Below are 13684 nucleotides of genomic sequence, written 5' to 3' on the forward strand. Positions count from 1 at the left end.
GGATCAGCCGTCGACCTCTGCGGTGGCCGGGCGCTTGCTGGGGGCATGCAGGAAGGCCTCCAGGGAGTCATCCATGGCATCCAGCCAGCGAGTATGGTGGGGCGGTGCCTGGGTGCCGGTCATCAGCGAGCGGTAGGACTTGTCGCGGAAGGTCATGATGCCCTCGTGTTTGTGCTTCTCCCACTCGAGGAAGGTCTGGTTGACCCCTTCGATATCGAAGCTCGGGTAATCGGTGGCCTCGATCAGGCTGGCCACGTAATCCCCCTGGAAGCGAATCATCGACTCGTCGCTGTCCAGCGTCTCCTCGCGTTCACGCCAGGCCTGGCTGTCGGCGGTCATGGTGGCGCGCTCGGGCAGGGTGATGCGGCCGAGGATGATGTCACGCACATACCAGGCCTGGGCATCGAACATGTTGAAGGTATACCACTGGTCCTGCATGCCCAGATAGAAGAGCTTGGGATTGGCTTCCCAGGCCACGCCGCGGTAGAGCCCCAGCGGCCAGAGGCGGTTATTGGTCTGCAGGCGCAGGGCGTCCGGCAGGAAGGGGAAGTGGTGCAGGTAGCCGGTACACAGGATGATCGCATCGATCTGCTTGCTGGTGCCGTCGGCGAAATAGGCGGTGTTGCCGTCGACCCGCTGCAGCAGCGGCTTCTCCTCCCAGTTCTCGGGCCAATCGAAGCCCATGGGGCGGGTGCGGTAGCAGGTGGTGATGCTGCGCACGCCATATTTGTAGCACTGCGAGCCGATATCCTCGGCGGAGTAGCTGCTGCCCACCAGCAGGAGGCTCTTGCCTTGGAATTCCAGGGCGTCGCGGAAGTCGTGGGCGTGCAGGATGCGCCCGTTGAAGGTCTCGAAGCCTTCGAATTGCGGCGTGTTGGGGGTGGAGAAGTGCCCCGAGGCCACCACCACGTGATCGAATACCTCGCTCTCGATCACATCCCGATCATGATCATGCACGGTAACCAGGAAGGTGCCGTCCGTCTCCCGATACTCCACCTGGCGCACCGGACAGTTGAAGCGGATATGGCGGCGTACGCCGGCCTTTTCGACGCGTCCCTTGATGTAGTCCCAGAGCACGGCGCGGGGCGGATAGGAGGCGATCGGCTTGCCGAAGTGCTCCTCGAAGCTGTAATCGGCGAACTCCAGGCACTCCTTGGGACCATTCGACCACAGGTAGCGATACATGCTGCTGTGGACGGGTTCGCCATTCTCATCGAGGCCGCTGCGCCAGGTGTAGTTCCATTGGCCGCCCCAGTCGCCCTGCTTTTCGTAACAGACCAGTTCGACCGGTTCGGCACCATTCTCGACGGCGGACTGGAAGGCTCGCAGCTGTGCCAGGCCGCTGGGGCCGGCACCGATGATGGCAACGCGTTTACTCATGAAAGGCTCCGTAAGGAGTGCCCGGGGCGCTCGGCTCGTCGCGACGAACCAAGCGTGCCGGGCACTCGGATGGCGAAAACATGGATACCCCCGGTTTGCCCTCGAGGCGGAGGGGCAAGCCGTCGGCGTGACGCCGGAGGCAGTCACCCAGAAGAGGGGTGGCCCGTCACCGTCGAGGCGAGGGCGGCGTGAGGCTTGCCACTGGGCCCGGTAAGTGAACCTGGGCCGAAGAAAATCCGGCATGGCGGCGTCGCCAGGGGCGATCGACCCGGTATCGGGGCTCGCGAATCAGGCGTGGCGCCGCGGCATGGGAGGGAGGGATATCCATAACTGTGCGTTATCAAAATATGGATATTTGATTACAGTGTCAACTTTCTGTCGGCTTGCCAAGCATCGCGGCCGGGGGAGGCGACGGGCCTTGGCGTCGGGGTCTCGTCCCGGAGGTGGGCGAGCCGCCTTGCCCGGGAGGCGCCTCGACCATATTGTTGTCGCCCGCGAAACGCTCCTCTTCCGGCTGCTTGCCCTTGCGCAGCGGGGCGCCACTCTCTACAATACTGGCGCCCGTGCGTCCTTCGTGCGGGCGTTAGTGTTTCCACTATCACCTCCTTGCTTCTTCGGGCCATCCGCCCAGGGAAGCTGTCAAACCGAAAGGAGCCACCATGCGTCATTACGAAATCGTCTTCATGGTCCACCCGGATCAGAGCGAGCAGGTGCCCGCCATGGTCGAGCGCTACACCAGCCTCGTCACCGAGAGCGGCGGCAGCGTGCATCGCCTGGAAGATTGGGGCCGTCGTCACCTGGCCTACCCGATCAACAAGATCCACAAGGCCCACTATGTGCTGATGAACGTCGAGTGCCGCGGCGAGACCCTCGAGGAAATCGAGAACATCTTCCGCTTCAACGACGCCATCATCCGCAGCCTGGTCGTGCGCTGCAAGGAAGCCATCACCGAAGCCTCACCGATGATGAAGCCGGCAGAAGAGAAGCGTCCGCGTCGCGAAGAAAAGCCGCGCAGCGCCGAAACCGCCGAAGCTAACTGATTCCGCACGCCCAGAGGAGATTTACAATGGCACGCTTTTTCCGTCGCCGTAAGTTCTGCCGTTTCACCGCCGAAGGCGTGAAGCAGATCGACTATAAAGACATCGATACGCTCAAGGCCTACGTCACCGAAACCGGCAAGATCGTGCCGAGCCGTATCACCGGCACCAAGGCCCGTTATCAGCGCCAGCTGGCCACCGCTATCAAGCGCGCCCGCTACCTGGCCCTGCTGCCCTACTCCGACAGCCACCAGTAATTCCGGCTTCGCGATGCTGCCCTTCGCCCGATGGCTGATGCGCGGAACGCCCCAGGCGGTGGCAGCGGCGGCAATTGCCGCCCTGGTGCCCTGGCTGTTCTGGCTGAGCGCCGCCATCGCCGCCCTGGTGACCCTGCGCCGCGGCATGTCGCCGGCCCTGCCGGTGATCCTCGCCGCCGCGCTGCCCGCCGGCTGGTGGTGGATGCAGGGGGACGTGATTCCCCTGGCCTGTGTGCTGCTGGCTACCCTGATGGCGGTGGTGCTGCGGTCGCGGGCGCGCTGGAGCGAGGCGCTGATCGTCGGGGTCCTGGCCTCGGCGGTGATGGTCCAGCTTGGCGTCTTCGTGCCCCCCGGGGGCGTGGGCCCGCTGCTGGAACAGCTGCGCCAGGGCTCGGCGGAGGTGGATGCCATGCTCCGCGAGCTGGCCAACCAGGGCATCGCCACCGAACAGCTGGCGACGCTACTGGTGGGTGGCGTGACCGGGGTGATGGTGAGCCTGGCCGCGGTGGGCTGTCTGGCCCTGGGGCGCGCCTGGCAGGCGGGGCTCTATAACCCCGGCGGCTTCCGCGAGGAGTTCCATGGCCTGCGCCTGGCGCCTCGCGAATTCGCCATCCTGCTGGTGCTGGGGATCGTTGGCCTGGTCCTGCTCCCCGGCCTGGCCATGCTCACCTGGGTGCCCCTGCTGGTCGCTGGCATCGCGCTGATTCACGGTATTATCGGTATCAAGGGGATGAACGGGCTCTGGTTGGTGGCCTTCTATGTACTGCTGATCGCCACCTGGCCCACGATTCTGATTGTGCTGCTGCTGGCCGTTATCGATAGTTTCGCGAACTTCCGCGAACGCCTGGCCCGCAGCGACTGACAAGAGGTTCACGAGATGGAAGTCATTCTGCTCGACAAGATTGGCAAGCTGGGTGGCCTGGGTGACCAGGTGACCGTCAAGGCCGGTTACGGCCGCAACTACCTGGTCCCGTACGGCCTGGCCGTGCCGGCCACCAAGGACAACGTGGCGGCCTTCGAGGCCCAGCGTGCCGAGCTCGAGGCCCAGGCCGGCGAGCGCAAGGCCGTGGCCGAGGCGCGTGCCGCCGAGCTGTCCGAGATCGAACTGTCCCTGGTCGCCAAGGCCGGCGACGAGGGCAAGCTGTTCGGTTCCATCGGTCCGCGTGACCTGGCCGAGGCCCTGAGCCAGGCCGGTCTCGACGTCGCCAAGAGCGAAGTGCGCATGCCGGAAGGCCCGATCCGTGCCACCGGCGAGTACGACATCGACCTGCAGCTGCATGCCGAAGTCGGCGCCACCGTGCGCATCGTGGTGGTCGCCGAGTAAGCGACCCGCCACTCGCCCCGCCCCTTCGGGTGGCGGGGCAGGAAAGGCCCCGGGGGTTCGTCCCCCGGGGCCTTTCGCGTCTCTGGCGATCCCTCGGTTCGCCCGAGCCACATCGGGCATGGGGCCCGGCGGTCGCTTGGGGTAGAATGCTCGGGCTCGCCCCCGAGCCGTATCGTTCCAGCCAAGGCCGTATCGCGTCATGAATGAATTCGCCGAGTCCGATCAGGAAACCGCCGCCCTCAAGGTGCCGCCCCACTCCCTGGAGGCGGAGCAATCGGTGCTGGGCGGCTTGATGCTCGACAACCAGGCCTGGGATACCGTCTCCGAGCGGCTCACCGCCAATGATTTCTATCGCTATGAGCATCGGCTGATCTTCAATGCCATGCAGACCCTGGCGGAGGGCGCCCACCCCCTGGACGTGGTGACCCTCTCCGAGGCCCTGGAGAACCGCGATCAACTGGAGACGGTGGGGGGCCTGGCCTATCTGGCAGAATTGGCCCGCAATACCCCCTCGGCCAGCAATATTCGCGCCTATGCGGAGATCGTTCGCGAGCGGGCCACCCTGCGCAAGCTGATCCAGGCCGCCAACCAGGTGGCCGAGAGCGCCTTCGCCCCCCAGGGGCGTCCCGCCGACGAGCTGGTCAACGAGGCGGAGCGGCTGGTCTTCCAGATCAGCGAGGAGCGCCCCAAGTCCGGCGGCGCCATCGGCATGAGCGAGCTGCTGGCCAAGGCGGTGGATCGCATCGACGAGCTGTTCAACCTCAAGGGGCAGATGACCGGTCTCTCCACCGGCTTCCGCGACCTGGACGACATGACCTCGGGGCTGCAGCCCTCGGACCTGGTGATCATTGCCGGACGCCCATCGATGGGTAAGACCACCTTCGCCATGAACCTGGTGGAACATGCGGTGATCTCCGGCGACAAGCCGGTGATCGTCTTCTCCATGGAGATGCCGGCGGACGCCCTGATGCTGCGCATGCTCTCCTCCCTGGGGCGCATCGACCAGACCCGGGTGCGTACCGGCCAACTGGAGGACGAGGATTGGCCGCGGCTCACCTCGGCGGTCAACCTGCTCAAGGACAAGCAGCTGTTCATCGACGATACCGCGGCCCTGTCGCCCAACGAGATGCGCTCGCGGGTACGGCGCATCGCCCGGGAGCACGGCAATATCGGCCTGATCATGATCGACTACCTGCAGCTGATGCAGATCCCCGGCTTCTCCGAGAACCGCACCGGCGAGATCTCCGAGATCTCCCGCTCCCTGAAGGGCATCGCCAAGGAGTTCGGTTGCCCGGTGATCGCCCTGTCGCAGCTCAACCGCTCCCTGGAGCAGCGCCCCAACAAGCGCCCGGTGATGTCGGACCTGCGTGAATCCGGGGCCATCGAGCAGGATGCCGATGTCATCGCCTTCGTCTATCGTGACGAGGTGTACAACGCCGACAATCCCGACAACAAGGGGCTGGCGGAGCTGATCATCGGCAAGCAGCGTAACGGCCCCATCGGCACCGTGCATATGGCCTTTATCGGCAAGTACACCCGCTTCGAGGACCTGGCCCCGGACAGCTACGGTCAACACATGAACGAGTGATAACGACTTGAGGCCTGGGCCCGGCCCCGTATAATCGCGACCCTCGATCATCGACAGGAGACAACCATGGCAGGCGGATTTCGACGCGGCGGCCGCAAGCGTACCCCCAAGCTGGAGGGCCGCGGCGAGCTGCAGTCCCTGGAGCGGGAAGGCCCCTTCAAGGAGTGGCTGGGCATGCCCGACCTCTACCGCTACCAGCTGGTGGTGGACGGCGAGACCTACAGCTATCAGACCGAAGACGCCGAGCTGCCGGTTACCGTGGGCGACCGGGTGGTATTCCGCTACAAGGAGACCAAGGCCGGCAAGTGGGTGGATCGCAACTCCCTGGGCAAGGCCATCGACCCTTCCGAATATCAGTAACCGAGACCAAGGCCGGCAAGTGGGTGGATCGTAGCCCTCTCACTCGCTGGGCAAGGCCATCGATCCCTCGGAATATCAGTAACCGGTAATCGGCCGGGGAACCCTCCGGGCAAGGCAAAGGTCATACGACCACTACCTGAGTGTCATCTCGTTGTCATTTGATGCATTCAGTGTGCAGGGAAGAGTAACCTGCTTTGCTTTGGAGGGATTATGGATATTCATCATCTGCAGGCCTTCGTGGCCAGTCATGACAATTTCGAGATTCGCGTGATCACCCATGCCGGCAGCAGCTTCTGCCAGGTGGAGGTGGAAGACCTGGAGGGCAAGCGCGATCTCCTCACCCGGGCCGGCAAGCCGATGCTGTTCCGCGCCCTGGACGATGTTTACCTGGAGCTCAAGCGTGCCGGTATCCATCGCGCCTACCTGGTGCAGCATGTGCCCGAGGACGAGGTGGTCGGTCGCCAGGCCCACTATCACGATTCCCTGACCTCACGGATTCCCCTGGCCTTCTAACGAGGGCCCTTACGTCGCCGTCCCCCGGCGACGCCTCTCCCGCCTCTCCCCCCTATCGGACGCCCGTGATCGCGAGGCGTCGTTATAGTTATACAAATAGCGTCAATAGTATAACTTTGTTCCGCCTTATCGTGCTCCACTGATACAATGGGTCGGCGATTCAAAGACCCCGGCGTGTCGTCGTCAACGCTATCAGGAGCCCGCTATGTCCCCCCCCCGATTCGGCGTGATGCTGGTCAATCTGGGCACCCCGGATGCCCCCACCCCCCAGGCGGTGCGCCGCTACCTGGCGGAGTTTCTCAGCGACCGCCGGGTGGTGGATGCGCCGCGCTGGCTATGGTGGCCGATCCTCCATGGGGTCATCCTGCGCCTGCGTCCGCCCCGGGTCGCCAAGGCCTATGCCTCGGTGTGGACCGAGGAGGGCTCGCCGCTGCTGGCCATCGGGCGTCGCCAGCAGCGGGCCCTGGGCGAGCGTCTCGAGGCGGAGCTGGGCGAGCCCATTCCGGTGGAGCTGGCCATGACCTACGGCAACCCCTCGCTGGTGGAGGCGGGCCTCAGGCTGCGCCAGGCCGGTGCCGAGCGGATCCTGGTGCTGCCCCTCTACCCGCAGTTCTCCCGCTCCACCACGGCGGCGGTCTTCGATGGCCTGGCGCGTTCCCTGGCCCGCTGCCCGCACCTGCCGGAGCTGCGCTTCGTTCGTGACTACCACGATCATCCGGCCTATATCGGCGCCCTGGCGGCGAGCATCCGCGAGCACTGGGCGGCCCATGACGGCGAGCGCGGCAAGCTGATGTTCTCCTACCACGGTATTCCGAAGCGCTATGCCGACCAGGGCGATCCCTACCCGCGTCACTGCCGGCGCACCAGCGAGCTGGTGGCCGAGGCCCTGGGGCTCGGGGAGGACGACTGGCAACTCTGCTATCAGTCACGCTTCGGCCGCGAGGAGTGGCTCAAGCCCTATACCGACGAGACCCTCAAGGCCTGGGGCGGCAACGGCGTCGAGCACGTGGATATCATCAGCCCGGCCTTCGCCGCCGATTGCCTGGAGACCCTGGAGGAACTGGAGGAGGAGAACCGCGAGAACTTTCTCGCCGCGGGGGGCAAGACCTATCGCTATATCCCGGCCCTCAACGACCGGGACGACCATATCGGCCTGTTCGCCGAGCTGGTCAAGACCCATAGTCAGGGCTGGTGAGTGGAGGCGGCGCCGGGGTCTCGCCCGGCGCCACGTCCTGTGGTTAGCCGTGGCCCCGGTCCGGGTGCGGCACCGGCTTCTCGCCGACCTCTTCCGGGCGCAGTTCCACCGGCTTGCCGCGGGTCTTGTCGGCGTGGCGCAGCTTCTGGTGCAGGCCGGTCTTGGCCAGCAGGTGGGCACTCACCGGGGCGGTGATAAACAGGAAGAGGGTGATCAGCATCTCCTGGATATCGGGCTTGCCCTCGGTGACCCAGAAATAGAGCATGGAGGCGATCAGCATGCAGCCGATCCCCAGGGTGGTGGCCTTGGTGGGGCCATGCAGGCGCATATAGAAGTCGCGCAGGTGGGCCATGCCCAGCGAGCCGATAAAGATAAAGGCGCCGCCGGCGATCAGCAGCAGCGAGATCACCCCTTCCAGTATCACGAAGATAGTCATAGCGTCCGTTCCTTCCGCCGCCTATTCGATAATATCGCCGCGCAGCAAGTACTTGCAGACCGCCACCGTGCTGATAAAGCCCAGCATGGCGATCAGCAGTGCCGCCTCGAAATAGGTCTTGGTATTGAGCCACAGCCCCAGCAGCACGATCAGGGCGATGGAGTTGACGTACATGGTATCCAGGGCCAGTAGCCGGTCCGGCATGTCCGGCCCCACGGTGAGGCGGTAGACGTTCAGCGCCAGTGCCGCGAGTACCAGGGCCAGGCTGATCCAAAGTGCCGTATCTAGCATTCGTAGATCTCCTTCAGGGGCCGCTCGTAGCGCTCGCGAATCTCCGCGATCAGCGCTTCCTCGTCCTCCACGTCCAGGGCATGGATCAGCAGGGTCTTGCCGTCCATGCGCAGGTTGGAAGAGACCGTCCCCGGGGTCAGGCTGATGGTATTGGCCAGCAGGGTGATGGTGAAGCGCTGCTCCAGCATCAGCGGATACTCGACGAAGGCCGGGCGCATGCGCCGCCAGGGGTTGATGATCAGCCAGGAGACCTGCAGGTTGGCGACGATGATGTCGCCGAGCACCCGCAGGGCGAAGCGCAGCAGCAGCCAGGGCTTCTGTACATGGGGCTGGGCATCCCAGAAGCGCTGGGTGGCCAGCGGTATCAGGATCCCCAGGACGCCGCCGAGGAGGATATGGCCCAGGGCCAGGCTGCGCACCAGCAGCAGCCAGACCACCAGCAGCAGGATCGACATCAACGGGGTGGGGAGCCAGGAGCGGGGAGTGATCATGCCTCGCCTCCATCAGTGGTCTCGGGCAGCAGGGCGCGAATATGCAGGTTGGGGTGGGTGAGTTGCTCCGCCGTCGCCTGGGTATAGTCGCTGACCGGGCCGGCCAGCAACATCAGCAGCGGCGAGGCGGCCAGCAGCCAGGCCACGCCGAACAGCTGACGCTTGGCCAGGGGCTGTTCTATTGGGTCGCCTGCGTGGCTGCGCCAGAAGAAGGTCGAGCCGGCCCGGGAGAGGGCCACCATGCTGCCCAGCCCGGCCAGCAGCAGCAGCGGCCACAGCCAGGGTTGCTGCTCGGCGCTGGCCGCGTTCATCAGCAGTGCCTTGCCGATGGCCCCGGACAGCGGCGGCAGGCCGGCCACCGCCGCGGCGCCCACCAGGAAGAGCACGCCCAGCAGGGAGGCGTTGTGCAGCGGCCGGCCCTTGACGATGCGGGTCCCCGCCTTGCCGCGCTGCTTGCCGATCAGCTCGGCGAGCAGGAAGAGGCCCCCGGTGACCAGGGTGGTATGGGGCAGGTAGAAGAGCAGGGCGGCGGTGGCCGCCTCGCTGCGCATGCCGATGCCGGCCAGCAGGGTGCCCACCGAGATCAGCACCAGGTAGGCCACCAGCAGGCGCAGGTCGCGGGCGGAGAGCACGCCCAGGGTGGCCATCACCAGGGTGCCCAGCGCCAGCCACCACACCCAGGGCTGGTCGAGGGCCGCCAGGGCCCCGGCCTGGTCGCCGAACACCAGATGATAGACCCGCAGGATGGCGTACACGCCCACCTTGGTCATGATGGCGAAGAGCGCCGCCACCGGCGCCGGCGCCGAGGCATAGGCCCTGGGCAGCCAGAAGTAGAGGGGCAGGATGGCCGCCTTGAGGCCGAACACCACCAGCAGCATCAGGCCGCCGGCGCTGACCAGGCCGGCCCGCTCGGCGGGCAACGTGGCCAGGCGCTGGGCCATGTCGGCCATGTTGAGGGTGCCGGTGGCGCCGTAGAGGACCCCCACGGCGATCAGGAACAGCGCCGAGCCGGCCAGGTTGAGCACCACATAGTGCAGCCCGGCCTGGATGCGTGCCTTGCCGCCGCCATGCATCAGCAGCGCATAGGAGGCCAGCAGCAGTACCTCGAAGAAGACGAAGAGGTTGAACAGGTCGCCGGTGAGGAAGGCGCCGTTGATGCCCATCAGCTGCCATTGGAAGAGGCCGTGGAAGTTGCTGCCCTGCTCGTCATCGCCGCCGCAGGCGAAGACCACGCAGCCCAGCGCCAGCAGCGAGGTGAGCAGCACCATCAGCGCCGAGAGGCGGTCGAGCACCATGACGATGCCGAAGGGCGGGCGCCAGTCGCCCAGGGCATAGTAGGTCACCTCGCCGCCGGCCGCCTGGGCCACCAGGGCGATGCTCACCGCCACCAGCAGGGCGGTGGCGGTGACGCCGATGATCCGCTTGGGGCGGGTGGCGCCGCCGCGGCTGCGCAGCAGGATGGCCCCGGCCACCAGGGGCAGCACGATGGGCAGGATGATCAGGTGCTGGATCATGACGAACGATCCTCCCGGTTGTCCTCGCCGTCCACATGGTCGTTGCCCAGGTCACCCCGGGCGCGCATGGCCAGGATCACCGCGAAGGCGGTCATGGCGAAGCCGATGACGATGGCGGTCAGCACCAGGGCCTGGGGCAGGGGATCGGCATAGTCGCTGGGGCCATCGACGATCACCGCGCCATCGGTGGTCAGGCCGCCCATGGAGAACAGGAAGAGGTTGACCGCATAGGAGAGCAGGGTCAGGCCCACCACCACCGGGAAGGTGCGCCCACGCAGGGTCAGGAACAGGCCGCAGGCGCTGAGCACGCCGGTGGTCACGGCATAGAGGCTTTCCATCAGTGCTTCTCCTCCTTGCTGGGGCGGTGGGGCGTGGTCAGCTTGCCCAGGTTGGCGAGGATCATCAGGGTCGCCCCCACCACCGCCAGATAGACCCCCAGGTCGAAGAGCATGGCGGTGGCCAGCTCGATATCGCCGATGGCGGGGATATGGAAGTGACCGAAGGCCGAGGTCAGGAAGGGCCGCCCGAACAGCCAGCTGCCCAGGCCGGTGAGGGTGGCGATGGCCACCCCGGCGATGGCCACCGGCTGATACTGGAAGTCGAGGCGCACCTGGGTCCACTCCACGCCGCGGGCCATATACACCAGGATCAGCGCCACGGCGGTGATCAGGCCGGCGATAAAGCCGCCGCCGGGCAGGTTATGGCCGCGCAGGAAGATAAAGGCCGAGACCAGCAGCGCCAGGGGCAGCAGCGCCTGGGAGACGCTGGTCAGGATCAGCGGATAGCGGTCCGGCGACCAGACGCGTCCCTCGCCGTCGCTGTGGGGCATGAACAGGCGCAGCCGATTGAGCAGCTTGAAGATGGCCAGGCCGGCCAGGGCCAGCACGGTGATCTCGCCCAGGGTATCGAAGCCGCGGAAGTCGACCAGGATGACGTTGACCACGTTGTGGCCGCCGCCGCCGGGCACGCTGTTGGCGATAAAGAAGTCCGAGATGCCGTGGTTATCGCGGGTCAGCACCGCATAGTTGAGGCTGGCCACCACCATGCCCAGGGACGCGGCCAGGCCCAGGTCGCGGATATTGCGTCCCGCCGAGGACTCCCGTGGGGTCTTCTGGGGCAGGAAGAACAGCGCCAGCATCAGCAGGATCATGGTCACCACCTCCACCGAGAGCTGGGTCAGCGCCAGGTCGGGGGCGGAGAAGCGGGCGAAGGTCAGCGACACCACCAGGCCCACCACCGAGAGCATCAGCAGCGAGATCAGGCGGTAGCGGTGGGTGGCCACGGTACCGAGTGCGCCGAAGATCAGCAGCGCCGCGCCCAGCAGCAGGATGCCGTCGGCCTCCTGGGTGGGGCGGGCGCCGGCCAGGCTCGGCAGTTGCAACAGGCCGACGGCCCCCAGCAGCAGCGCCGCCCCCAGCAGCCAGCTCATATAGCGCTGCAGGGAACCGTTCTCCAGGCGGGTGGTAAGGCGCTGGCTGGTCGCTGCCAGTCGCTGCACGGCGGCCTCGAAGACCAGCCGCGCATCCATGGGGGCGAACTGGCGGCCGAACTGCCGGAGGTGATCATGCAGGGCATAGAGCAATACCCCGGCGATCAGCGCGATCGCGCTCATCAGCAGCGGCAGGTTGAGGCCGTGCCAGATGGCCAGATGGAACTCCAGCGGGGTCAGCAGCACGGCTTCGACGGCCAGGCCCAGGGGCACCTCGGCGATCACCGGCAGCAGGCCGACCAGGATACACAGGGCCGCCAGCAGTTCCACCGGGGCACGCATCAGCCGCGGCGGCTCGTGGGGTGACCTGGGAGTCTCCTTGCGCGCCGGCTTGAAGAAGACCGCATGCACCAGGCGCAGGGAGTAGGCCACCGAGAGGATACCGCCCAGGGTGGCGAGCACCGGCAGCAGCCAGCTCAGGCCCCCCAGCAGCGGCGAGGCGGCGGCCTCGGCGAAGAACATCTCCTTGGAGAGGAAGCCATTGAACAGCGGCACCCCGGCCATGGCCGCGGCGGTGATGCTGGTCAGCAGGGCGGTGATCGGCATGGCCCGACGCAGCCCGCCCAGGCGACCCAGCTCGCGGACGCCGGTCTCGTGATCGATGATACCGGCGCTCATGAACAGCGCCGCCTTGAAGGTGGCGTGGTTGAGGATATGGAAGAGGGCGGCGAGGATCGCCAGCGGGCTGCCGATCCCCAGCAGCACCGTGATCAGGCCCAGGTGACTCACCGTGGAGAAGGCCAGGATCGCCTTGAGATCGGTCTTGAGCAGGGCGAACCAGGCGCCGTAGAGCAGGGTGGCCATGCCGGTCAGGGTGACGATCAGCTCCCAGGCCTCGCTGCCGGCGATGGCCGGATGCAGGCGCGCCATCAGGAAGATCCCCGCCTTGACCATGGTCGCCGAGTGCAGGTAGGCGGAGACCGGCGTGGGCGCCGCCATGGCGTGGGGCAGCCAGAAGTGGAAGGGGAACTGCGCCGACTTGGTGAAGGCCCCCAGCAGTACCAGCACCAGCATGATCGGATAGCGCGGGTCGGCGAGGATCGCCTCGCGGCTCTCCAGCACCACGCCCAGGTCGAAGCTGCCCGCCATGTCACCCAGCAGCAGCAGGCCCGCCAGCAGGGCCAGGCCGCCGGCGCCGGTCACGGTCAAGGCCATGCGCGCGCCCTTGCGGGCGTCGGTCCAGTGGGACCAGAAGCCGATCAGCAGGAAGGACGACAGGCTGGTCAGCTCCCAGAACAGCCACAGCAGCAGCAGGTTGTCCGCCATGACGATGCCGACCATGGAGAGCATGAAGAGCATCAGGAAGCTGTAGAAACGCGCGAAGGGCTCGTGGGCCTCGAGGTAGTAATGGGCGTAGAGCAGGATCAGCAGGCCGATGCCCAGGATCAGGCTCGCGAAGAGCAGCGACAGGCCATCGAGGCGGAAGGCCAGGTCGAGGCCCAGTTGCGGCACCCAGGCCAACTGGAAGCGCGGCAGGTCGCCGGCCAGCAGCGTCGGCACCTGGGAAAGGACCAGCAGCAGGGCGAGGGCGGCCGGGGCCGCCGTGGCCAGACTGCAGAAGCGTCGCCCGCGCTGCCGGGTCAGCAGCGGGACCACGACGCCGAGCAGGGCCAGCAAGGGAATCCATGGCAAGATCATCGTTCGGTCGTCCTGGGTGGCTCCGAAAACGTGGGTTTGATACCGGTTATTGCGCCCCGAGGCAAGGGCCTTGGCACGCGCCTTGCTGGCGTCGAGGCCGCACTACTGTACAGTAAAGGGCGCGGGTCGCCGAGCCCTCGGCTTGCTCGGCAGCCCCTTGAATCGCTAGAG

General features: G+C 66.3%; 15 protein-coding genes. 8 read left to right on the forward strand and 7 right to left on the reverse strand.

From position 1 onward, the window contains the following. Nucleotides 1-3: 3 nt before the first annotated feature. Nucleotides 4-1380: an NAD(P)/FAD-dependent oxidoreductase gene (locus tag ACZ5EF_RS03060; protein WP_346062534.1), complete on the reverse strand. Its 1377-nt coding sequence runs from the start codon at nt 1378-1380 to the stop codon at nt 4-6. 659 nt (nt 1381-2039) lie between these two features. Between ACZ5EF_RS03060 and rpsF the strand changes: the two genes are divergently transcribed. The 8 genes from rpsF (at nt 2040) to hemH (ending at nt 7654) form a co-directional block, all read left to right on the forward strand. Then, a complete protein-coding gene (rpsF, locus tag ACZ5EF_RS03065; RefSeq protein WP_195861767.1) occupies nt 2040-2420 on the forward strand; it encodes a 30S ribosomal protein S6 in 381 nt (126 codons plus the stop codon). A 26-nt stretch (nt 2421-2446) separates the two neighbouring features. Continuing rightward, complete coding sequence (gene rpsR, locus ACZ5EF_RS03070) at nt 2447-2674, forward strand: 30S ribosomal protein S18 (RefSeq protein ID WP_146800863.1); 228 nt, start codon at nt 2447-2449, stop codon at nt 2672-2674. 13 nt (nt 2675-2687) lie between these two features. Next, complete coding sequence (locus tag ACZ5EF_RS03075; RefSeq protein WP_346062533.1) at nt 2688-3536, forward strand: YybS family protein; 849 nt, start codon at nt 2688-2690, stop codon at nt 3534-3536. A 15-nt stretch (nt 3537-3551) separates the two neighbouring features. After that, nucleotides 3552-3998 (forward strand): 50S ribosomal protein L9, encoded by a 447-nt coding sequence (gene rplI, locus ACZ5EF_RS03080; RefSeq protein ID WP_346062532.1) that lies wholly within the window; start codon nt 3552-3554, stop codon nt 3996-3998. A 199-nt stretch (nt 3999-4197) separates the two neighbouring features. Continuing rightward, entirely contained in the window at nt 4198-5586 is a 1389-nt protein-coding gene (dnaB, locus tag ACZ5EF_RS03085; RefSeq protein WP_346062531.1) for a replicative DNA helicase, read from the forward strand. 66 nt (nt 5587-5652) lie between these two features. After that, a complete protein-coding gene (locus ACZ5EF_RS03090; RefSeq protein WP_346062530.1) occupies nt 5653-5946 on the forward strand; it encodes a hypothetical protein in 294 nt (97 codons plus the stop codon). A 210-nt stretch (nt 5947-6156) separates the two neighbouring features. Then, nucleotides 6157-6459, forward strand: a complete 303-nt coding sequence (locus ACZ5EF_RS03095; protein ID WP_346062529.1) for a DUF6482 family protein — start codon at nt 6157-6159, stop codon at nt 6457-6459. 205 nt (nt 6460-6664) lie between these two features. After that, complete coding sequence (hemH, locus tag ACZ5EF_RS03100; protein ID WP_346062528.1) at nt 6665-7654, forward strand: ferrochelatase; 990 nt, start codon at nt 6665-6667, stop codon at nt 7652-7654. 43 nt (nt 7655-7697) lie between these two features. Here hemH and ACZ5EF_RS03105 read toward each other — a convergent pair whose 3' ends face one another. The 6 genes from ACZ5EF_RS03105 to ACZ5EF_RS03130 are packed head-to-tail and all read right to left on the reverse strand — an operon-like array spanning nt 7698 to nt 13513. Continuing rightward, entirely contained in the window at nt 7698-8090 is a 393-nt protein-coding gene (locus ACZ5EF_RS03105; protein WP_346062527.1) for a Na+/H+ antiporter subunit G, read from the reverse strand. A 21-nt stretch (nt 8091-8111) separates the two neighbouring features. After that, entirely contained in the window at nt 8112-8381 is a 270-nt protein-coding gene (locus tag ACZ5EF_RS03110) for a K+/H+ antiporter subunit F (protein ID WP_346062526.1), read from the reverse strand. After that, nucleotides 8375-8872, reverse strand: coding sequence for a Na+/H+ antiporter subunit E (locus ACZ5EF_RS03115; protein WP_346062525.1), 498 nt, complete (start codon nt 8870-8872; stop codon nt 8375-8377). Before ACZ5EF_RS03115 ends, ACZ5EF_RS03110 begins: the two co-directional genes overlap by 7 nt. Further along, nucleotides 8869-10386, reverse strand: coding sequence for a monovalent cation/H+ antiporter subunit D (locus ACZ5EF_RS03120; protein ID WP_346062524.1), 1518 nt, complete (start codon nt 10384-10386; stop codon nt 8869-8871). The genes ACZ5EF_RS03115 and ACZ5EF_RS03120 overlap by 4 nt, the downstream gene beginning before the upstream one ends. Beyond that, a complete protein-coding gene (locus tag ACZ5EF_RS03125) occupies nt 10383-10724 on the reverse strand; it encodes a Na+/H+ antiporter subunit C (protein WP_346062523.1) in 342 nt (113 codons plus the stop codon). The genes ACZ5EF_RS03120 and ACZ5EF_RS03125 overlap by 4 nt, the downstream gene beginning before the upstream one ends. Further along, entirely contained in the window at nt 10724-13513 is a 2790-nt protein-coding gene (locus tag ACZ5EF_RS03130) for a monovalent cation/H+ antiporter subunit A (protein ID WP_346062522.1), read from the reverse strand. The genes ACZ5EF_RS03125 and ACZ5EF_RS03130 overlap by 1 nt, the downstream gene beginning before the upstream one ends. Between the last annotated feature and the right edge of the window lie 171 nt (nt 13514-13684).

The organism is Bisbaumannia salifodinae (genome assembly GCF_055388505.1).